The organism is Leifsonia sp. 71-9 (assembly GCF_001898805.1).
Classification (GTDB): Bacteria; Actinomycetota; Actinomycetes; order Actinomycetales; family Microbacteriaceae; genus Leifsonia.
In genome coordinates, this window is sequence record NZ_MKVJ01000001.1 from 133,895 (window position 1) to 154,393 (window position 20,499).

At 70.9% G+C, this 20,499-nt stretch carries 15 protein-coding genes and 1 pseudogene; 12 read left to right on the forward strand and 4 right to left on the reverse strand.

Going from position 1 to position 20,499, the window contains the following annotated elements:
- Window positions 1–25 precede the first annotated feature (25 nt).
- The 8 genes from tsf (at window position 26) to BGO91_RS00730 (ending at window position 5,794) form a co-directional block, all read left to right on the forward strand.
- Window positions 26–856 (forward strand): translation elongation factor Ts, encoded by an 831-nt coding sequence (gene tsf, locus BGO91_RS00695; RefSeq protein ID WP_290470963.1) that lies wholly within the window; start codon window positions 26–28, stop codon window positions 854–856.
- A 129-nt stretch (window positions 857–985) separates the two neighbouring features.
- Window positions 986–1,699: a UMP kinase gene (pyrH, locus tag BGO91_RS00700; RefSeq protein WP_290470964.1), complete on the forward strand. Its 714-nt coding sequence runs from the start codon at window positions 986–988 to the stop codon at window positions 1,697–1,699.
- A gap of 97 nt (window positions 1,700–1,796) precedes the next feature.
- The gene (gene frr / locus BGO91_RS00705) at window positions 1,797–2,351 is read left to right on the forward strand and encodes a ribosome recycling factor (RefSeq protein WP_021763577.1); all 555 of its coding nucleotides are present in this window, start codon (window positions 1,797–1,799) and stop codon (window positions 2,349–2,351) included.
- A gap of 2 nt (window positions 2,352–2,353) precedes the next feature.
- Window positions 2,354–3,352, forward strand: a complete 999-nt coding sequence (locus BGO91_RS00710) for a phosphatidate cytidylyltransferase (RefSeq protein ID WP_290470965.1) — start codon at window positions 2,354–2,356, stop codon at window positions 3,350–3,352.
- Between the two features lie 12 nt (window positions 3,353–3,364).
- Entirely contained in the window at window positions 3,365–3,907 is a 543-nt protein-coding gene (locus tag BGO91_RS00715) for a DivIVA domain-containing protein (protein WP_290470966.1), read from the forward strand.
- A gap of 71 nt (window positions 3,908–3,978) precedes the next feature.
- Window positions 3,979–4,689, forward strand: coding sequence for a lytic transglycosylase domain-containing protein (locus tag BGO91_RS00720; protein WP_290470967.1), 711 nt, complete (start codon window positions 3,979–3,981; stop codon window positions 4,687–4,689).
- A gap of 35 nt (window positions 4,690–4,724) precedes the next feature.
- Entirely contained in the window at window positions 4,725–5,033 is a 309-nt protein-coding gene (locus tag BGO91_RS00725) for a hypothetical protein (protein ID WP_290470968.1), read from the forward strand.
- A gap of 35 nt (window positions 5,034–5,068) precedes the next feature.
- The gene (locus BGO91_RS00730; RefSeq protein ID WP_290470969.1) at window positions 5,069–5,794 is read left to right on the forward strand and encodes an alpha/beta hydrolase; all 726 of its coding nucleotides are present in this window, start codon (window positions 5,069–5,071) and stop codon (window positions 5,792–5,794) included.
- Here BGO91_RS00730 and BGO91_RS00735 read toward each other — a convergent pair.
- On the reverse strand, window positions 5,791–6,828 hold the full coding sequence (locus tag BGO91_RS00735) for an AI-2E family transporter (RefSeq protein WP_290470970.1): 1,038 nt from the start codon (window positions 6,826–6,828) through the stop codon (window positions 5,791–5,793). The genes BGO91_RS00730 and BGO91_RS00735 overlap by 4 nt on opposite strands.
- A gap of 20 nt (window positions 6,829–6,848) precedes the next feature.
- Window positions 6,849–9,617, reverse strand: a complete 2,769-nt coding sequence (locus BGO91_RS00740) for a DivIVA domain-containing protein (protein ID WP_290470971.1) — start codon at window positions 9,615–9,617, stop codon at window positions 6,849–6,851.
- A gap of 183 nt (window positions 9,618–9,800) precedes the next feature.
- Here BGO91_RS00740 and BGO91_RS00745 point away from each other — a divergent pair, with 183 nt between their 5' ends.
- Genes BGO91_RS00745 through BGO91_RS00755 form a run of 3 tightly spaced genes read left to right on the forward strand, consistent with a single transcriptional unit; the run spans window position 9,801 to window position 13,502 of the window.
- Entirely contained in the window at window positions 9,801–11,687 is a 1,887-nt protein-coding gene (locus BGO91_RS00745) for a hypothetical protein (RefSeq protein ID WP_290470972.1), read from the forward strand.
- Window positions 11,684–12,667: a tetratricopeptide repeat protein gene (locus tag BGO91_RS00750; protein WP_290470973.1), complete on the forward strand. Its 984-nt coding sequence runs from the start codon at window positions 11,684–11,686 to the stop codon at window positions 12,665–12,667. Before BGO91_RS00745 ends, BGO91_RS00750 begins: the two co-directional genes overlap by 4 nt.
- 49 nt (window positions 12,668–12,716) lie before the next feature.
- Window positions 12,717–13,502, forward strand: a complete 786-nt coding sequence (locus BGO91_RS00755) for an SDR family oxidoreductase (RefSeq protein ID WP_290470974.1) — start codon at window positions 12,717–12,719, stop codon at window positions 13,500–13,502.
- On the opposite strand, the gene glgB is transcribed toward BGO91_RS00755, so the two are convergent.
- Window positions 13,486–15,693 (reverse strand): 1,4-alpha-glucan branching protein GlgB, encoded by a 2,208-nt coding sequence (gene glgB, locus BGO91_RS00760; RefSeq protein WP_290470975.1) that lies wholly within the window; start codon window positions 15,691–15,693, stop codon window positions 13,486–13,488. The genes BGO91_RS00755 and glgB overlap by 17 nt on opposite strands.
- 51 nt (window positions 15,694–15,744) lie before the next feature.
- Entirely contained in the window at window positions 15,745–17,724 is a 1,980-nt protein-coding gene (locus tag BGO91_RS00765) for an alpha-1,4-glucan--maltose-1-phosphate maltosyltransferase (RefSeq protein ID WP_290471144.1), read from the reverse strand.
- A 186-nt stretch (window positions 17,725–17,910) separates the two neighbouring features.
- On the opposite strand from BGO91_RS00765, the pseudogene glgP reads away from it, so the two are divergent.
- Window positions 17,911–20,485 (forward strand): annotated as a pseudogene (glgP, locus tag BGO91_RS00770) (alpha-glucan family phosphorylase).
- Window positions 20,486–20,499: the final 14 nt, after the last annotated feature.

Consider the following 20,499-nt stretch of genomic DNA (forward strand, 5'->3'; position numbering starts at 1 on the left):
TCGACAAGAAGGTTCCAGTCAGAACATGGCAAACATCAGCATCGCTGACATCAAGGCCCTGCGCGAGCAGCTCGGCACGGGCATGGTCGACACCAAGAAGGCGCTCGAAGAGGCCGGTGGCGACATCGAGAAGGCGACCGAGATCCTGCGCCTGAAGGGTGCGAAGGGCAACGCGAAGCGTGCCGACCGCTCCACCAGCGAGGGCCTCGTCGCGGCCAAGGAGAACGGCAACGGCTCCGCCACCATGATCGAGCTCGCGTGCGAGACCGACTTCGTGGCGAAGGGCGACAAGTTCATCGCCCTGGCCGACAAGGTCCTGGACGCGGCCGCCGCCGCGGGCGCGACCACCGTCGAGGAGGCCCTGGCCGCCCGCGCCGGCAGCCAGACTGTCGCCGAGCTCATCGGTGACGAGGCCGCAATCCTGGGCGAGAAGGTCGAGCTCCGTCGCGTCGCGTCGGTCTCGGGCGAGCACTTCGCGATCTACCTGCACAAGACCTCCAAGGACCTGCCGCCGCAGGTCGGTGTCGTGGTCGGCTACGCCGGCGACGACGCGGAGACCGCCCGCAGCATCGCGCAGCACATCTCCTTCGCCAACCCGACCTACCTCACCCGCGAGGACGTCCCGGCCGCCGAGGTCGAGAACGAGCGTCGTATCGTCGAGGAGATCTCGCGCAACGAGGGCAAGCCGGAGGCCGCGCTCCCGAAGATCATCGAGGGTCGCCTCGGTGCCTTCTTCAAGCAGGTCGCCCTGCTCGAGCAGGAGTACGCCCGCGACAACAAGCTGACCATCGCCCAGGTGCTGAAGGACTCGGGTCTCACCGTGTCCGGCTTCGCCCGGTTCAAGGTCGGCGCCTAACACACCGATGAAGGAGTCCGGATCGCTCGAGAGCGATCCGGACTCCTTTTCTGTGCGCCCACCCATAGGCGCACGACACACCACGCACTAGCGTAAGAACGAATTCAGTCACGGAAGGACCAATCACGCATGTCGGCAGTTACCAAGAGGCGCAGGGTCCTTCTCAAGCTCTCGGGTGAGGCGTTCGGCGCCGGTCAGCTCGGCGTCAACCCCGACATCGTCAGCGGCATCGCCCGCGAGATCGCCCAGGCCGCGCAGGACGTCGAGATCGCGATCGTGGTCGGCGGCGGCAACTTCTTCCGCGGCGCGGAGCTCTCCCAGCGCGGCATGGACCGCGGTCGTGCCGACTACATGGGGATGCTCGGCACTGTGATGAACTCCCTCGCCCTGCAGGACTTCCTCGAGCAGGCCGGAGCGGAGACCCGCGTGCAGTCCGCCATCTCGATGACCCAGGTCGCCGAGCCGTACATCCCGCGCCGCGCGGAGCGTCACCTCGAGAAGGGCCGCGTCGTGATCTTCGGCGCCGGCGCCGGGCTCCCGTACTTCTCGACCGACACCGTCGCCGCGCAGCGCGCGCTGGAGATCAGCGCCGACGTCGTGCTGGTCGCCAAGAACGGCGTCGACGGGATGTACGACGACGACCCGCGCACCAACCCCGACGCGCGCAAGATCGACCACATCAGCCACCAGGAGGCTCTGCAGCAGAACCTCAAGGCCGTCGACTCCACCGCGCTCAGCCTCTGCATGGACAACGGCATGCCCATGCGCATCTTCGGCATCGAGCCGGCCGGCAACGTCACGGCCGCTCTGCTGGGCGCCGAGATCGGCACCCTGCTCGGCTGACCGGGCCCCCACGCGGCCCTCGCCGCCCTGCCCCGGCGCCCCGCGCGGTGCCGGGGCTCTAGACTAGAGACCGATTGACCGATCTGAAGGAGAAACCGTGATCGCCGACGTGATTTCCGACGTCCGCCAGCGTATGAGCAAGACCGTGGACGCGGCGAAGGAGGACTTCGGCACCGTGAGCGCGGGCCGTGCCAACCCGGCCCTCTTCCAGAAGGTCCTCGTGGACTACTACGGCTCGCCGACCCCGCTGGCCCAGCTGGCCGGTCTGCAGAACCCGGAGGCCCGCGTCCTGCTCGTCACGCCCTACGACAAGTCGGCGCTGAAGGAGATCGAGAAGGCCATCGTCGCGATGCCCAGCCTCTCCGCGAACGTCGGCAACGACGGCGAGATCGTCCGCGTCACGCTCCCGGAGCTGACCGAGGACCGCCGCAAGGAGTTCGTCAAGATCGTGCGCGGCAAGGGCGAGGACGCCAAGGTCGCCCTCCGCAACATCCGCCGCAAGGCGAAGGACGACCTGGACGCCCTCAAGGGCGAGGTCGGCGACGACGAGGTGGCGCGCGGCGAGAAGGAGCTGGAGACCATCACGCGCACGCACGTCGAGGCCGTCGACGAGGCGTTGAAGCGCAAGGAAGCCGAGCTCCTCGAGGTCTAACCATGAGCGAGGGCAGCGGCACCGGCGCGCCCCGCACGCCGGAGACGGGCAGGCGGGGGAAGCCGCGTTCGCGTGAAGAGCTGCGCGCCCAGGTGCAGGCCACCCGCGCCGACTTCGAGCGGCAGGTGCAGGCGCGCAAGGCGCAGCTCGACGCCACCAACGAGCTGATCGAGCAGCGGACGGGGCGCAACCTCATCCTGGCGATCCTGATCGGGCTCGTCGCCGGCGTGATCGTCGTCGGCAGCCTGATCTTCATCAAGGAGCTCTTCATCCCGTTCGGGATGGCGATGGCCGGCTTCGCGGCGTTCGAGCTGACGCAGGCGTTCCGCGGCGCAGGCCGCCGCATCCCGCGCATCCCGACCGTCCTGGCGGCGGTCGCGATCATCCCGGCCGCGTTCTGGTTCCATGCCGGCGGACAGCTCGTGGCGCTCTCCGCGGGCATCGCGCTCGTCGTCGTGTGGCGCCTGATCGAGGAGCTCGCTGTTCCGGCACGACGGGCGGGGGCCGCCGCGCTCGGCCGCGACCTGACCTGGAGCGTCCTCGTCCAGCTGTACGTGAGCCTGCTCGCGAGCTTCGTGCTCCTGCTGCTGGCGGAGCCCGGCGGCGAGTGGTGGGTGCTGGCGTTCGTGATCGTCGTGGTGGCGGTCGACACGGGGGCCTACGCCGCCGGCCTCTCCTGGGGCAAGCACCCGATGGCGCCGACGATCAGCCCGAAGAAGACCTGGGAGGGCTTCGCGGGTGCGGCGGCGACCGCGGTCGTCGCCGGCGTCCTGCTGTCGCTATTCATGATCGACCAGCCGTGGTGGTTCGGCATCGTGTTCGGCGTGGTCCTGCTCCTCACCGCGACGGCGGGCGACCTGGCCGAATCCCTCATCAAGCGCGATCTCGGAATCAAGGACATGAGTTCCTGGCTGCCCGGTCACGGGGGATTCCTCGACCGGCTCGACTCCATCCTTCCGTCGGCCGCGGCGACGTACGTGCTCTTCCTCATCTTCCGATGACAGAATGGGGGCGTGAGCACCTTCCCCCGCACCCCGAAGAAGCAGGGATACGACGTCGAACAGGTCGACGGCTTCCTGCAGACCGCCCGGCGCGCCTACGACGCTGACGACGCCACCGCGTCGATGACGGCGGCCGACATCCGTCGCACGGCCTTCTCGATGCAGAAGGGCGGCTACTCGACCACGCACGTCGACGCGGCCCTGGAGCGCCTGGAGGACGCCTTCGCCCAGCGCGAGCGCGAGGCCGCACGCCAGGCCGCGGGGGACGAGGCCTGGTTCGCCGAGGCCCGCACGACGGCGCAGGTGGTGCTCAACCGCCTCGACCGTCCCGTCGGCCACCGGTTCGAACGCGTGAGCGTCCTGACCCTCGGCTACAACCGGCAGGACGTCGACCGGTTCGCGAACCGCCTGGTGAAGTACTTCCAGGACGGCCGCCCGATGAGCGTCGAAGAGGTGCGCACGGCCACGTTCCGCGAGCAGCGCGGCGGCTACCGGGAGGTCCAGGTGGACCTGCTCCTCGACAGCGTCACGGACGTGATGCTCGCCGTCCGGTGAGGCTGGCTGTTGCCTGAGCGAGGGCGCGGTTTCTTGGATTGTCCGCCGAAGTCCGTTATGGTCTTGTGATCGTGGGTAGACGAGAAACAGCAGAGATCGTTCCGCTGACACCGGCCAACCCGGTCGGAGTCGCATTCAAGCGATCCCGACGACCGCACATCCGGTCGCGAGCCCTGCTCTGGGGTTTCGCCTTCAGCGCCGCCGTGGGCTTCGCCCTGGTGAACGTGGTTGACCCGTATTCGGGTTCCGCCTCGACCCCGGCGTATGCCGACACGCTTCCCAGCCCCCAGACGACGTCCCGGTTCGGCGGCGCACCGACGCAGTCGCTGACCGCGCCGGACGCGGCGGCCACGGTCGTCCAGCGCGACTCGGTGAGCGTCAAGGCCAAGCCGACGCCGACACCGACTCCCACGCCGACCCCCACCAGCAGCAGCAGCGGCAAGTCCACCGGCTCCGCGCCGGCCGTTGGCACTCCCGACCCGGGATCCGCCCAGGCCATCGCGTACGAGATGCTGCAGGCCCGCGGCTGGGGCGACGACCAGTTCAGCTGCCTCGTCGCTCTGTGGAACAAGGAGTCGCACTGGAACGTGTACGCCAGCAACGGCGGCAGCGGCGCGTACGGCATCCCTCAGGCCCTCCCCGGCAGCAAGATGGCTTCGGCCGGCGCCGACTGGGCGACCAACCCGGCGACGCAGATCACCTGGGGCCTCGGCTACATCACCGGCCGCTACGGCACCCCCTGCGGCGCCTGGGGCCACTCGCAGTCCACCGGCTGGTACTGAGCGGTAGCCCGGCTCGGTCGGTTTAGACTGGTCCGATGCCGCGCAGCAACCGTCCCCGAGGCCGACACGGCCAGGCGCGCGGGCACGACGATCACCACAACGACGGCCTCGACCGACTGATGGCCGGCTGGCGCCGCACGGAGACCCGGCGCGGGACCGAGTGGAACGTGCAGCCCGTCTCGGCCGCGCAGGCGCAGAAGAGCTACGTGTGCCCGGGCTGCGGCCGTGACATCCTGCCGGGGGTCGCCCACCTGGTCGCCTGGCGCGCGGACGGCGTGCTGGGGGACTCCGCCGACCTGGCGGCCCGCCGGCACTGGCACGAGTCCTGCTGGAAGATCGCCTGACGGCTCGCGCCGCCGAGAGAGACGAGAACGATCACGTGACGACGACCACCGAGATCCGCGGAGGCATCGAGCTGCCCGCCCGCCGCGAGGACATCGAGCTGCGCACGCGCGACGGCCTCACGCTCGTCGGAGAGCTCGCGAGCCCGCTGGACCGCCCGCCCGTCGCGACCCTGGTGACGCTGCACCCGCTGCCCACGGCCGGCGGCTTCATGGACTCCCACATCCTGCGCAAGGCGGCCGGGCGGCTGCCCGCGCTGGCCGACATCGCCGTGCTGCGATTCAACACGCGCGGGACGGCCTCCCCGCGAGGACGAAGCGAGGGAGAGTTCGGGCACGGCGTGGAGGAGCGCTACGACGTCGAGGCGGCGATGGCCTTCGTCACCGAGCGTGGCCTCCCGCACCCGTGGCTGCTGGGCTGGTCGTTCGGCACCGAGCTCGCGCTGATGTACGGCCGCGAGTGCCCGGTCGACGGCGTCATCCTGCTCTCGCCGCCCCTGCACCGGGCGAAGCCGGAGCATCTCGCCGCCTGGGCGGGGGACACCCGCCCGATCGTCGCCCTCATCCCGGAGCACGACGACTACCTCCAGCCGGCCGAGGCGGCGCAGCGCTTCGCCCCGCTGCCGCAGATCGAGCTGATCGACGTGGCCGGCGGCAAGCACCTGTGGGTGGGGGAGAACCAGACGCGGCGCGTGCTGGACGAGATCGTGGCGCGCCTCAACCCGGCCGCGCTCCCGCTGCCGACCGAGTGGGCCGGCGCCTAGAGCTCGTTCTGCCGCGGGATGACGACCTGCTTGATGATCAGCAGGAGCGCCGCCGCGAACGGGATCGCGACGAGCGCGCCCAGGATGCCGAGCAGGGTGCCGCCCGCGAGGGCCGCGACCACGACCAGCGCACCGGGGACCGAGACGGCACGGTTCATGATGCGGGGGCTGAGCACGTATGCCTCGACCTGCATGTAGACCAGGTAGTAGATCGCGGCGGCGATCGCCGTCGGCGGACCGGACAGGATGCACACGGCCACGATGATGACCGAGCCGGTGATCGTGCCGACCAGGGGGATCAGCGAGAAGAAGAACGCGATCGTCGCCAGCAGCACCGGGAACTTGGCGCCGATGATCGTCAGGAAGATGGCGCTCAGCACGCCGTTCACCAGCGCGAGCGACACCTGACCCATCACGTACTTTCCGACCGAGTCGGTGATCTGGTCGCCCAGATCCGCGAAGCGGGAACGGCGGGAGGCCGGTACCAGCTGGTAGGCCGCGCGCTTGATGCTCGGCAGCGACGCCGTGAAGTAGATCGTGAGGATGATCACGATGATGACCCCGAAGGCGCCCTGCACGATGCCGGTGGCGGTCTGGAGCACCTTGGACGTGATGTCCGGGAGGTTCTGCTGCAGCCACTGCGTGACGGCGTTGATGTTCTGGTCGTTGATCACCGACGGGAACTGGTGCTGGAGGCTCTGGAACCAGTCCTCCGCCCCTCCGCTGTTGACCCAGCTGATGGTGTTGTTCACCAGCTGCGTGGCCTGGGAGATCGCGACCGGCACGATGGCCCAGATCACGCCGACGAACGCGCCGATGATCACGACGAGCGTGATGGTCAGCGCGAGCCAGCGCGGGAAGCGCCGCCGCTCGAGGAACGAGATGAGCGGCTCGATGCCGAGCGCGAGGAACAGCGCGGCGCCGATGTAGGTGATGATCGTCGCGAGACTGACGATCGACGTCAGGATGAGGATGCCGAGCCCGACGCCGAGCGTCCCGATCAGCCCGACGCGGAAGGCGTTCTGAATCTTCATGGTTCCCCCGGTCCGGTCGATCAGTCGCGCTCGGTGGAGACGCTCTCGGCCTGCTGGAGCATACCGCGGAGGTTCTCGAAGTAGCCGGCGACCGCTTCACGCTCGATCTTGATCTTCGCGAGACTCTCCTCGGCGTCGGCCACGAGCCGCTTGCTGCGCTCCTCGGCCTCCTCGAGCTGGGCGGCGGCCCGCTCCTCGGCGTCGCGCACGATCGCCGCGGCGGTCTGCTCGGCCTCCTTGCGCGCCTTCTTCGTCGTCTCGCGCGCCTCGGCCTCGAGGGCCTCGCTCTCGGAGCGCGCCTGCGCCGTGCGCTTCGTGGCGTCCTGGAGCTGCGCGTTCGCGTCGTCGAGGTACTTCTGCGTCTGCGCGACGGCCTCCTGGTGACGGGCGAGGTACTCCTTCTCGGCCTCGTCGCGGCGGGCGCGCAGCTCGACGTCGAGGTCGATGCGTGCCTGCTGCACCTCGTGGGTGCGGGCGTCCAGCTCGGCGAGCGTGGTGGTTTGCAGCGTCGTCAGCTCGGTCTCGAGCGCGGTGCGCGCGTCGGCGGCCTCCTGCTCGAACTCGGCGGTCCGCTCCGCGATCTCGGCGGCGAGGGCGGTGCGCGCCTCGGCGACCTCGGCCGCGAGGGCCGTGCGGGCCTCGCCGGTCTCCTTCTCGAGGGCGACGCGGGCCTGCTGCGTCTCGTCCGCGAGGGTCAGTCGCGTCTGCTCCGCCTCGGCCTCGAGGGCGATCCGCTGCTGCTCGCGGTCGTTGGCGAGCTCGTTGGCCGTCGATTCGCGCTGGTCGGCGAGTTCGACGGCCGTGCGGCGCGCGTCCTCGGCGAGGGTGGTGCGGCTGCGCTCGGTCTCCTCGGCGATGCGCGACTTCGTCTGTTCGACCTCGGCGGCGAGGGCGGACTTCGTCTGCTCGACCTCGGCGGCGAGGGCCGACTTCGTGGTGCTGATCTCCGTCTCGAGCGCGGAACGGGCCTGCTCCGTGTCGGCGGCCAGCTTCGTGGTGGTCTGCTCGACCTCGGTCGCGAGGCGCGACTTCGTCTGCTCGACCTCCGCGGCGAGAGCGGACTTCGTCTGCTCGACCTCGGCGGCGAGAGCGGACTTCGTGGTGGCGACCTCCGACTCGAGGGTGGAGGTCGTCTGCTCGACCTCGGCCGCCAGTGCGGCACGCGTGGACTCCACCTCGGCCGCCAGCGCGGCCTGGGTCGAGGTGACCTCGGCCTGGAGGGCGCTGCGGCCCTGCGAGAGCTCGTCGGCGAGGGCGGTGCGGGCGGCATCCACCTCGGCGGCGAGGTCGGCGCGCAGCTGCGTGGCCTCGGCATCCAGCTCGCGGCGGCGACGCTCGGTCTCCGCCTCCAGCTCGGCGCGGGAGGTCTCGGCCGCGGCGGCCAGCTCGCTGGCGCTGCGCTCGCGATCCGCTGCCAGCGCGGCCGCCGTGGAGGTGCGCTCCGCCTCCAGGGCGGCCCGGGTCTCGGTGGACTCCTTCTCGAGCGCCGTGCGCGTCTGGAGCGTGTCGTCGGCGAGCTTCGTGGTGGTGCGCTCGACCTCGTCCGCCAGCTCGGCCTTGGTGCGGGTGACCTCGTCGGCGAGGGCGGACGTGGTCTGCGTCACCTCGTCGGCGAGCTCGGCCTTGGTGCGAGTGACCTCCTCGGCGAGGGCGGACTGCGTCCGCGCGACCTCGTCGGCGAGCTCGGTGCGCGCGCGCTCGACCTCGTCGGTCAGCGCGGAGCGGGTGGTGGTCACCTCGTCGGCGAGGGCCGAGCGCGTCTGCTCCACCTCGGCTGCGAGGGCCGCCTTGGTCTGCTCGACCTCGAGCGCGAGCGCCTTCGTGGTCTGCTCGACCTCGGTCTTCAGGGAGAGCCGCGTGGTGGCGTCCTCGTCGGCGAGGTCGGCGCGGGTCTGCGCGGACTCGGCCGCCAGCGTCGCGCGCTGCTGCTCCACCTCGGCGGCGAGGTCGGCCCGGGTCTGCGCCGCCTCGGCGGCGAGCTCGGCACGCATCCGCGCCTCGTCGGCCGCGAGTCGGTCCGCGGTCTCGGCCACGCGGCGGTCCAGGTCCAGGCGGATCTGGGCGGCTTCGCGCTCGAACGCGGCCCGGTCCTGCGCGAAGGCGCCCTCGAGCTCGCCGCGGCGGGCCTCGATGGTGCGCTCCAGTTCCGCGGCCTCGGCGCGGGCGGCCTCGGCCTCGCGGGAGGCGACGGCCTTCAGCTCGGCGGCCTCGCGGTCGGCCTCCGCACGCACGGCGGCGGCCTCGCGCTTGCTCGTGGCGCGCAGCTCGGCGGCCTCCGTCGCGACGGCGCCCCGGATGCCTGCGGCCTCCCGCATGGCGTCGTTGAGGAGGGTCTCCTTGGCGGCGCGGGTCTTCGCCTGCAGCTCGGTCGCCTCGATCTGCGCGTCCTCGAGCGTGGTGGTCGCCCGCGCGGTGGCGTCGGCGATCAGGCGCTCCGCCTGCTGGGCGGCGGCCTTCTTGACCTTCTCGATCTCGCCGGCGACCCCGGCACGGAGCTTCTCGGCGTCGATGTCGGCCTGCGCGATCAGGCGCGTGGACTGCTCCTCGGCGACCCGGAGGGTGTTCTCGAGCTTGGTGCCGAGCCCGGAGTAGGTGGGGCTGCCGACCTCTTCGATCTCGGCGCTCAGCTCGTCGATGCGGAGCTGGAGCCGCTTGATCTCCTTGGTCGAGTCCGCGGCCTGGGTGTTCGACTTGATGAGCTCGCGCCGCAGGTCCTGAACCGCCTTGTCGACCTCGTCCTTGTCGTACCCGCGGAAGACCTGCGTGAAGTTCGATTCATCGATGGCCACGTGTGTTACTCCTGAAATGTCCGGACGCGAGCTGCTCGCACGCCGCATCGATCTTACATTTGGTGCCGGGTACCCGCATGGGGGACTGCAGTCTCGTGCAGGGAACGGTTAGATGCCTTTCAGGGTGCTCGACTATCGTGGAGTGTCTGTGCCCGCCCCCTCCCGGCACACGAGGAGATCTGTTTGCGTTTCGTACTCGCCATCGTCGCGTTCGTGGTGGCCGCCGTCATGATCGTCGCCGGCATCGCCCAGCGGACGGTCTTCGCACCCCCGACGCAGCTGACCGCGAGCGTCACCGTGCCCGACGACGCGCGCTACGTCGTCATCGCCGGCTCGGCGCTCAACGCCCACAGCGGCCAGCAGACCCTGTCCGTCAGCGGCGCCCCCGACGTGAAGTCCCAGGTCGTCGCCATCGGGCGCACGGAGGATGTGACGGCGTGGCTCGGCACCGAGAAGTACGTCGCCGTCGGCTACGACTCGGCGGCCGACAAGCTGACCACGCGCACGGTCACGCCGAAGGCGTCGACCGGCTCGACGGACGCGACCGACACCCCGACCCCCACCCCGACGCCGACGGCGACCGCCCCGGCGGGAGGGGCCACGGAGAAGACGGTGGCCGGACCGAACCCCACCGGGTCCGACCTCTGGCTGGAGGAGTACGACGGCGCCAACGCGCAGGTCACCCGCATGAGCATCCCCGACGGGGTCAGCGTGCTCGTGGCCTCCGACGGCACGAAGCCCGCGCCGTCGAAGATCCTCGTGACTTGGCCCGTCGACTCCAGCACCCCCTGGGCGTTCCCGCTGATCATCGGCGGCCTCGTCCTGCTCGTCATCGGAATCGCCCTCTATCTCTGGGGGCTCTACACCCACCGCAAATCGCGCGGACCGCGCCGGAAGAGCGGACCCAAGATGCCCAAACTCCCCAAAGCCCCCAAGTACAAGCCCAGCGCGGACGTGGAGGTGACCTCTCGTGGTCGCCGCTCCACGCGTCGCTCCCGGATGATCGCCCCCGCCGTCCTGGTCGGAGCCCTGACGCTCTCCGGCGTCGGCACGGGAGCTGCGTTCGCCGACGAGACCCCGACGCCGACGCCCACGCCGACCTCCACGCCGACGTCCACGTCGACCGCGGTGCCCAAGCCGGTGAACCAGCTCCCGCCCGCGGTGACCGTCCCGCAGCTCGAGCGGATCATCAAGCGCATCTCGGTCTCCGCCGCCAACGCGGACGCGAAGGCCGACCCGAACCTCGCCAAGGAGCGGTTCACGGGCGCAGCCTTGCAGCTGCGGGAGGCGAACTACGCCATCCGCGCTAAAAAGGCCGACCAGGCAGCTCTCCCCGCCATCCCCTCCGATCCGATCGTGCTCTCGCTGCCGCAGTCGACCGACTCGTGGCCGCGCACGGTCGTCGCCGTCATCGACATGCCGAAGGACGCCGAGGGGAAGGACCAGGCGCCGCAGGCGATCACGCTTGTCCAGGACACGCCTCGCGACAACTACATGGTCGAGTACGCCGTGTCGCTCGAACCCAAGGCCAAGGTCCCGAACCTGGCACCGGCGAGCATCGGCGCCGCCGCCGTCCGCCCCGACTCGAAGCTCCTCGCCCTGCCGCCGAACCAGGTGGCGGCAGCGTACGGCGACGTGCTCATGAACGGCGACGACAGCAAGTACGCCTCCCTGTTCGACAGCGACGGCGACACCCTCCGCACCGCCGTCGGACTGCCGTACAAGAACGAGCGCAAGTCGAGCCTGGCCTCGACCGCGTCGCTGACCTTCACCAACCAGGTGCCGGCCAACGACACGGTCGCGATGGCGACGAACGACTCCGGCGCGATCGTGTGGACGGACCTCCTCGAGTTCGAGACGATCAAGGTGACCGAAGCCGGGGCCGAGATCACTCTGCAGCCGGCGGGAGGCGCGACCGCCGCCCTCCTCGGGGCTCCGGGGAGCAAGACGGGCGTCGAGAGCACGTACAGCTACCAGCTCGCGTTCTACGTCCCCCCGGCGGGGTCGGACGCCAAAATCACCCTCTTGGGTTTCGCTCAAGGTCTCGTCGCAGTGAAGGAAGTGCAATGAGTCAGATCCCACCGCCGCCCACGAACCTGCGGGGCGCCGTCGACCTCAGTTCGCTGGTCAACCGTCCGGCCGCGCCCGCTGCCCCCGTGGACGGGGCGCCGGCAGCGTCCGCGCCCGGCGACGCGCTCGCGCTGCCGAGCCTGTACTTCGAGGGCACCGACGCCAACTTCAACGACTTCATCGACCTGTCGATGCGGGTGCCGATCGTCGTGGACCTGTGGGCCGAGTGGTGCGGTCCGTGCAAGCAGCTGAGCCCCATCCTCGACCGCGTCGTCGCCGAGTACGCGGGCCGCGTCGTGCTCGTGAAGGTCGACGTGGACGCGAACCCGCAGCTCACCCAGGCCTTCCAGGCGCAGTCCATCCCGGCCGTCGCCGCCCTCGTCGGCGGACGCCCGGTGCAGCTCTTCGTCGGGGCCCTTCCCGAGCAGGAGGTGCGCGACGTGTTCGCCCAGCTCCTGGAGCTCGCGGCGCAGAACGGCGTCACGGGCACCGTGACGGTCGACGGCGACGCCGGGCTCGCCCCGGAGGGCGAGGCGGCCGAGCAGGCCGAGCCCGAGCCCGAGCCGCTGCCGCCCCACCACGCCGAGGCGTACGAGGCGATCGAGCGCGGCGACTACGACACCGCGATCCAGGAGTACAAGACTGCGATCGCGCAGGATCCGCGCGACGCCATGGCCGTCGCCGGGCTGGCGCAGGTCAGCCTGCTCGCGCGACTGGCGGGCAAGACGCTCGACGCCATCCGCGCCGCCGCGGCCGCCGACCCGCGTGACGCGCAGGCCCAGCTGGATGTCGCCGACCTCGACCTGTCGGGCGGTCACGTGGAGGACGCGTTCGACCGGCTGCTCTCGCTCTTCCCGACACTGGACGCCGCGGGCAAGGACACCGTCCGGACCCGCATGCTCGACTATTTCGAGATCGTCGGGGTGGACGACCCCCGCGTCGCCAAGGCGCGGGCTAGGCTGACGTCGCTGCTGTACTGACGTCGCGGACGTCGGAGGCGGCCCTCGTCCCCCTCCCGGAAGGCACCGCATGACCCGCGTGCTCGTCGTCGGCGGGACCGGCCTGGCCGGACGCGCCGTCACCTCCGAAGCCGTCGACCGCGGTCACGATGTGGTCGTCGCCTCGCGCCGGGTGCCCGACGACGACGCACCGGCGTTCGTCGAGGGCGCCCAGTACGTGACGGCCGACCTCGTTGGCGGAGTGGGGCTCGAGGAGGCCGTCGACGGCGTCGACGTGCTGATCGACGCGAGCAACGGGTCGGGCAAACAGGCCGCGCACGTCTTCGCGGTCGGCTCGCAGAACCTGCTCCACACCGCGGCCCGATTCGGCGTGCGCCGGGCGGTGCTGCTCTCCATCGCGGGGATCGACGGCTCCCGCTACCCGTACTACCGCGCGAAGCTCGCGCAGGAGCGGGTGTACGCGGAGTCGCCGCTCGAGACCCACGTCGTCCGGGCGACCCAGTTCCACGACTTCGTCACCGCGGTCTTCGAGCGCGGGCGCCCGTTCGGCGCGCTGATCGCACCGGCCGGAACGCGCTTCCAGCCGATCTCCGTCGACGACGTGGCGCGCGCGCTGCTCGACGACGCCGAACTCGAGGGCGCGCCCGACTCGGTCCGCACCGTCGGCGGTCCGGCCGTCGAGAGCGCTCGCGCCCTCGCCGAACAGTGGAAGGCGGCGAAGGGCTCCCGTCGGCCGATCCTCCCGCTGCGTCTCGCCGGCCCGCTGGGCGCGACGTGGCGTGCCGGGCGCAACCTGGCGCCCGAGCACGCCGTCGACGGCGTGGACTACGCGGCCTGGCTCAGCGCCGGGGCTTGAGCCACAGGGCACCGAGCGGCGGCAGCGTCAGCACCGCCGAGGCGGGCCGGCCCATCCACGGCTCGTCCGCGGCTGTCACACCGCCGAGGTTGCCGACGCCCGAGCCGCCGAACGCATCCGCATCGGTGTTGAGCAACTCCTCCCACTCCCCGGCGAAGGGGAGACCGACGCGGTAGCCCTCGTGCGGTGCGCCGGAGAAGTTGAACACGGCGACGAGGGGAGAGCCGTCACGATCCTTGCGGATGAACGCGATGACGTTGCCGGCGGCGTCCGAGCCGTCGATCCACTCGAAGCCGGCGGGCTCGTTGTCGAGCGCCCAGAGCTCGGGATGCGAGCGGTACACGGCGTTGAGCTGCGCCACGAGGTTCCAGAGCCCCTGGTGCGCGGGCTGGTCGAGGATCCACCAGTCCAGGCCGCGCTCCTCGCTCCACTCGGACGGCTGCCCGAACTCCTGGCCCATGAAGAGCAGCTGCTTGCCGGGGTGCGACCACATGAAGGCGAGGAACACGCGCACGTTCGCGAGCTGCTGCCAGTGGTCGCCGGGCATCTTGCCGAGCAGGGAGCCCTTGCCGTGTACGACCTCGTCGTGGCTGATCGGGAGGAGGAAGTTCTCGCTCCACGCGTACACGAACGAGAAGGTGAGCTCGTTGTGGTGGTACGACCGCCACATCGGGTCCTCGTGCATGTACTGCAGCGAGTCGTGCATCCAGCCCATGTTCCACTTGAGGCCGAAGCCGAGGCCGCCCGATGACGTCGGCGCGGTCACGCCGCTGTAGCTCGTCGACTCCTCGGCGATCATCACGGTGCCGGGGTTGCGCTTGTACGCGGTGGCGGTGACCTCCTGCAGGAAGCCGATCGCCTCGAGGTTCTCACGGCCGCCGTGGATGTTCGGCTCCCACTCGCCCGCGTTGCGCGAGTAGTCGAGGTAGAGCATCGAGGCGACGGCGTCGACGCGCAGGCCGTCGACGTGGAACTCCTCGAGCCAGTACAGCGCGTTGGCGACGAGGAAGTTGCGCACCTGCGAGTTGCCGTAGTCGAAGATGTACGTGCCCCAGTCCTTGTGCTCGCCCCGGCGCGGGTCCGGGTGCTCGTACAGGGCCTCGCCGTCGAACCGGGCGAGCGCCCAGTCGTCCTTCGGGAAGTGGCCGGGGACCCAGTCCATGATCACGCCGATGCCGGCCTGGTGGAGGCGGTCGATGAGGTGCTTGAGGTCGTCGGGCGAGCCGAAGCGGCTGGTCGGCGCATAGTACCCGGTGACCTGGTAGCCCCAGGAGCCGCCGAACGGGTGCTCCGAGAGCGGCAGGAACTCGACGTGGGTGTACCCGAGGGCGACCACGTAGTCGATCAGCTGGTCGGCGGCCTCGCGGTAGCCGAGCCCCGGGCGCCAGCTGCCGAAGTGCAGCTCGTAGATGCTCATCGGGCCGGAGTGCGGGTCGGTCTCGCTGCGGCGGCGCATCCACTCGCCGTCCTGCCAGTCGTGGCGGGAGGTGGTGATCACGGAGGCCGTCGCCGGGGGGATCTCGGCGGTCTGCGCCATCGGGTCGATCTTGCGCTTCCACGCGCCGTCGCGGCCGAGGATGTCGAACTTGTACAGCTCGCCGTCGCCGAGCCCCGGGACGAACAGCTCCCAGACGCCGGAGACGCCCATGGTGCGCATCGCGTGCTGCGTGCCGTCCCAGCCGTTGAAGTCGCCGACGACGCGGACGGCCTTCGCTCGCGGCGCCCACACGGTGAAGGAGGTGCCGGTCACGCCGCCGAGGTCGCGCACGTGCGCGCCGAGGGCGGTCCAGAGCTGCTCGTGCCGGCCCTCGCGGATGAGGTGGAGGTCGAGCTCGCCGATCGTGGGGGAGAAGCGGTACGGGTCGTCGGCCGTCCAGGTGCTGCCGTCGGCGTAGCGCGCCTCGATCTCGTAGGCGCCGGGGCCGACGATGTCGACGCCCTGCCAGATGCCGTGCGCGAGGTGGGCGAGCTCCAGGTGGGCTCCGGTCGGGAGGATGGCGAACACCTCGGTGGCGAGCGGCCGCAGCACGCGGATCACGGTGACCGGGTCGGCGACGCCGGGGCCGCTGACCTGGTGCTGGCCGAGCACCGCGTGGGGGTCGTGGTACGCGCCGGTGGCGACGGCGAGGAGCAGGCCGTCGTCCAGCGTGGGCAGGTCGACGGCGGCTGCGCCTTCGGGGATCGGGCTCATCGGACTCCTTCGGAGGGTGTGGTCGTTGGGGCGCGGCGGGGCGGCCGCGCCTTAGAGCGGCTTGACGACCAGGATGTGCACGGGCTCGGTGAACGCGTCGAGGCGGACGTAGTTGTCGGCTCCCCACGTCCAGCGCTGGCCGGTGACGACGTCCTTGACCTCGAACGAGGACTCGGGCGGCAGCCCGAGCGCGGCGACGTCGAGGTGCACGATGGTCTCGCGGGCGGAGTGCGGGTCGACGTTGGCGACGACGAGGACGGTGTCCGCCTTGCCGCTGCGGGTGAACGCGCCCGGCAGGTGCTTCGAGTAGACCAGGATGGCGTCGTCGTCGCTGCGGTGCACGTGCAGGTTGCGCAGCTGGCGCAGGGCGGGGTGCTCGCTGCGGGTGCGGTTCAGCATCGTCAGGTAGGGCGCGAGCGAGCGCCCGAGCGTCTGGGCGCGGGTGTAGTCGCGCGGACGGTACTCGTACTTCTCGTTGTCGATGTACTCCTCGGCACCCGGGCGCGCGACGTTCTCGAACAGCTCGAACCCGGAGTACACGCCCCAGGTCGGAGCGCCGGTCGCGGCGACCGCCGCACGGATCTTGAACGCCGCCGGTCCGCCGAACTGCAGGTACTCGGTGAGGATGTCCGGCGTGTTCACGAACAGGTTCGGGCGCAGGAAGTCGGCCGTCTCGGTGGCGAGCCCGGTGAGGAACTCCTCGAGTTCCTCCTTCGTGTTGCGCCAGGTGAAGTAGGTGTAGGACTGCTGGAAGCCGGCCTTCGCGAGCGTGTGGAGCAGTGCCGGGCGCGTGAAGGCCTCGGCGAGGAACACCACGTCGGGATCCGTGGCGTTCACGGTGTGGATGAGCCACTCCCAGAAGTGCAGCGGCTTGGTGTGCGGGTTGTCGACGCGGAAGATGCGCACGCCCAGCGACATCCAGTGCCGCACGATGCGCAGCACCTCGGCGCGGAGGCCGTCGTAGTCGTTGTCGAAGTTGATCGGGTAGATGTCCTGATATTTCTTCGGCGGGTTCTCGGCGTACGCGATCGTGCCGTCGGGCAGCGTCGTGAACCACTCGGGGTGCTCGGTCACCCACGGGTGGTCGGGGGAGGCCTGCAGGGCCAGGTCGAGGGCGACCTCCAGGCCCGCCTGCTTGGCCTTGCCGACGAAGTAGACGAAGTCCTTCTCCGTGCCGAGGTCCGGGTGGATGGCGTCGTGGCCGCCCTCTGCAGACCCGATCGCCCAGGGCGAGCCCGGGTCGTTCGGCCCGGCGTCGAGGGAGTTGTTCGGCCCCTTGCGGAACGTGCGGCCGATCGGGTGGATCGGCGGCAGGTAGACGACGTCGAAGCCCATCGCGGCGACCTCGGGGAGGCGCTTGGCGGCCGTGCGGAACGTGCCCGACTTCCAGGAGCCGTCCGCGAGCTTCTTGGCGCCCTCGGAGCGGGGGAAGAACTCGTACCAGCTGCCGACGCCGGCACGCGTGCGCTCGACCGAGACGGCGCGCGTCTCGGACAGCGAGGGGAGGCTGACGATCGGGCGCTCCGTCAGGATGCCGACGATGCGCTCGTCGACTGCGGCGGCGAAGCGCTCGGAGACGGGCAGGGCGGCGTCGGCGACGAGCTTCGCGGCCTCGCCGAGGTGGCGGCGCTCGGCCGGGCTGCGGCGCTTGTCCTTCGCGGCTCCCGCGAGCAGTTCGCGCCCCATGGTCAGCATGAGCTCGACGTCGATCCCGGCGGGCACCTTGACCTCGGCGTTGTGCTTCCAGGTGGCGTAGTCGTCGGCGTAGGCCTGCACCCGGTAGCGCCAGAGGCCCTCGGTCTCGAGCTGGACCTCCACCTCCCACCGGTCGGTGCCCGGGTTGATCGGGTGCATGTGGTGCTCGGTCTGCACGCCGGCCGGGTCGAGCAGCAGCAGATCGACACCGATGCGGTCGTGGCCCTCCCGGAACGACGTCGCACGGAACGGGACGACCTCGCCGCGGAACGCGGTCGCCGGCCAGTGCCCCTCGTCGACCTGCGGCGAGAGGCCGAGGATCGGGATGCGTGTCAGCAGGGGCACGTATTCGGCCGGTGCTGCGGTCTCGGACGTCGTCTGCCGCGCCCCCTCCTCCGGGAGGTGGTCGACGGTGGCCCCCGGTGCCGCTGCGGCGGACGGGCTGGTCGCTGCGCTCTTTCCCACATCCCGACCGTACACTCATTAACCTGCTCGACATGAGCCTCCCGTAGGGTGGGGCGGGTGAAGGCCATCCGTAGATTCACCGTCCGAGCCGTCCTGCCCGACAACCTCTCCGCGCTGGAGGAGCTGGCGGGCAATCTCCGCTGGTCGTGGCACGAGCCGACCAAGGAGCTCTTCGCCCGCATCTCCCCGGAGTTGTGGCACCAGGTCGAGCACGATCCGGTCGCGCTCCTCGGCGCCGTCGACCCCGGACGGCTGGCCGAGCTCGCCGCCGACCAGGGCTACGTCGACTGGGCGAACCACACCCGCGACGAGCTGCGCGCCTACCAGAACGACCCGCGCTGGTACCAGACGCTGGGCGAGACGGCGCCCCGGACCATCGCGTACTTCTCGCCCGAGTTCGGCATCGCGGCAGCCCTGCCGCAGTACTCGGGCGGCCTCGGCATCCTCGCCGGCGACCACCTGAAGGCGGCGAGCGACCTCGGCGTCCCGCTGGTCGGCGTCGGCCTGTTCTACCGGTCCGGCTACTTCTCGCAGGCGATCACGCCGGACGGCTGGCAGCAGGAGAGCTACCCGTCGCTCGACCCGGACGGCCTCCCGCTGAGCGTGCTGCGCACCCCCGACGGCACGCCCGTCGAGATCTCCCTCGCCCTCCCGGACGGCGTGCTGCACGCGCGGGTCTGGCAGGCGGCGGTCGGGCGCGTGCGGCTGCTGCTGCTCGACACCGACATCCCCGAGAACGAGGAGCGCCTGCGCTCCGTCACCGACCGGCTCTACGGCGGGGGCGGCGAGCATCGCCTGCTGCAGGAGCTGCTGCTCGGCATCGGCGGCGTCCGCGCGCTGGAGGCGTGGTCCGAGTTGACGGGCGCCCCGGCGGCGGAGGTCTTCCACACCAACGAGGGCCACGCCGGCTTCCTCGGGCTGGAGCGCATCGCGAACCTCATCGGCGACGGGCTCAGCTTCGACGAGGCGCTGCAGGTCGTTCGCGCCGGCACGGTCTTCACCACCCACACCCCGGTGCCCGCCGGCATCGACCGGTTCGACCGGCCGCTCGTGGAGCGCTACTTCTCCACCTCCCTCCTCCCCGGCGTCGAGGCGCAGCAGGTGCTCGCCCTGGGCGCGGAGGACTACCCGGGCGGCTCGCCCGACGTCTTCAACATGGCCGTGATGGGCATGCGGCTCGGCCAGCACGCCAACGGCGTGTCCAAGCTGCACGGCGAGGTCAGCCGGCAGATGTTCAGCGGCCTGTACCCGGGCTTCGATCCGCAGGAGGTGCCGATCGACTCGGTCACCAACGGCGTGCACGCGCCGACCTGGACCGACCCGATGCTGCGCGCCCTCGCGCTCGACCGCCTCGGCACCGACGACACCACGCACGCCGACTGGGCCAACTCCGGTGCGGTGAGCGACGGCGACCTGTGGTCGGTGCGCAACCGGATGCGCGAGCAGCTCGTGCAGGACGCGCGCCAGCGCCTCCAGGCCGCCTGGGAGGAACAGAACCCCGGCGGGATCGCGCCCGTGTGGATGAGCGACCTGCTCGACCCCAACGTCCTCACGATCGGCTTCGCCCGGCGCGTTCCGACGTACAAGCGGCTCACCTTGATGCTGCACGACCCGCAGCGGCTGCGGAACATCCTGCTGCACGCCGAGCGTCCGGTGCAGTTCGTGATCGCGGGCAAATCGCACCCGGCCGACGACGAGGGCAAGCGCCTCATCCAGAAGCTGGTGCAGTTCGCCTCCGAGCCCGAGATCCGCGGCCGCATGGTCTTCCTGCCGGACTACGACATCGGGATGGCGCAGCTGCTCTACCCGGGCACGGACATCTGGCTGAACAACCCGCTGCGCCCGCTCGAGGCGTGCGGCACCTCCGGAATGAAGGCGGCGCTCAACGGGGCGCTCAACCTGTCGATCCTGGACGGCTGGTGGAACGAGTTCTACGACGGCGAGAACGGCTGGGCGATCCCGTCGGCCGACGCCGCCGGCGAAGGGGGCGGAGCGGGACGCGCTCGAGGCCGAGGCCATGTACGACCTCATCGAGCACATCATCGCGCCGCGCTTCTACGACCGCGACGGGGACGGCGTGCCGTCCGCCTGGGTCGGCCAGATCCGCCACACCCTCTCGACCCTGTCCCCGGCGCTGAGCGCGGAGCGCATGGTGAAGGAGTACGTGGAGCGGCTCTACATCCCGGCGTCGCGGAACGAGGAACTGCTCAGTGCGGACGGCTTCGCCGCCGCGCGGGGACTCGCCGCGTGGAAGGCCCGCGTCCGCGCGGCCTGGCCGGGCGTGAACGTCGCGCACGTCGACGCGGGAGGCGTGGACGCGGTGCCCCAGGTCGGCGACCAGCTGCACGTGCGCGCCCTCGTGCACCTCAACGGGCTGAAGCCCGAGGACGTCCAGGTGCAGGTCGTCTACGGCCGCAGCCAGGAGGGCGACGACCTCGTCGACGTGCGGCACCAGCGCCTCGACCTCGACGACGGCGTGCCCGGCACGGACGACCCGTCCGTCGCCCGTGAGTACGTCGGCACCGTGACCCTGGCCTGGGCCGGCTCGTTCGGCTACACGGTGCGCGTGGTGCCGGTCAACGACCTCCTGCTCTCCACCGCCGAGCTCGGCCTCGTCTCCGTCGCCTCCTGACCCCATCGCCGCGC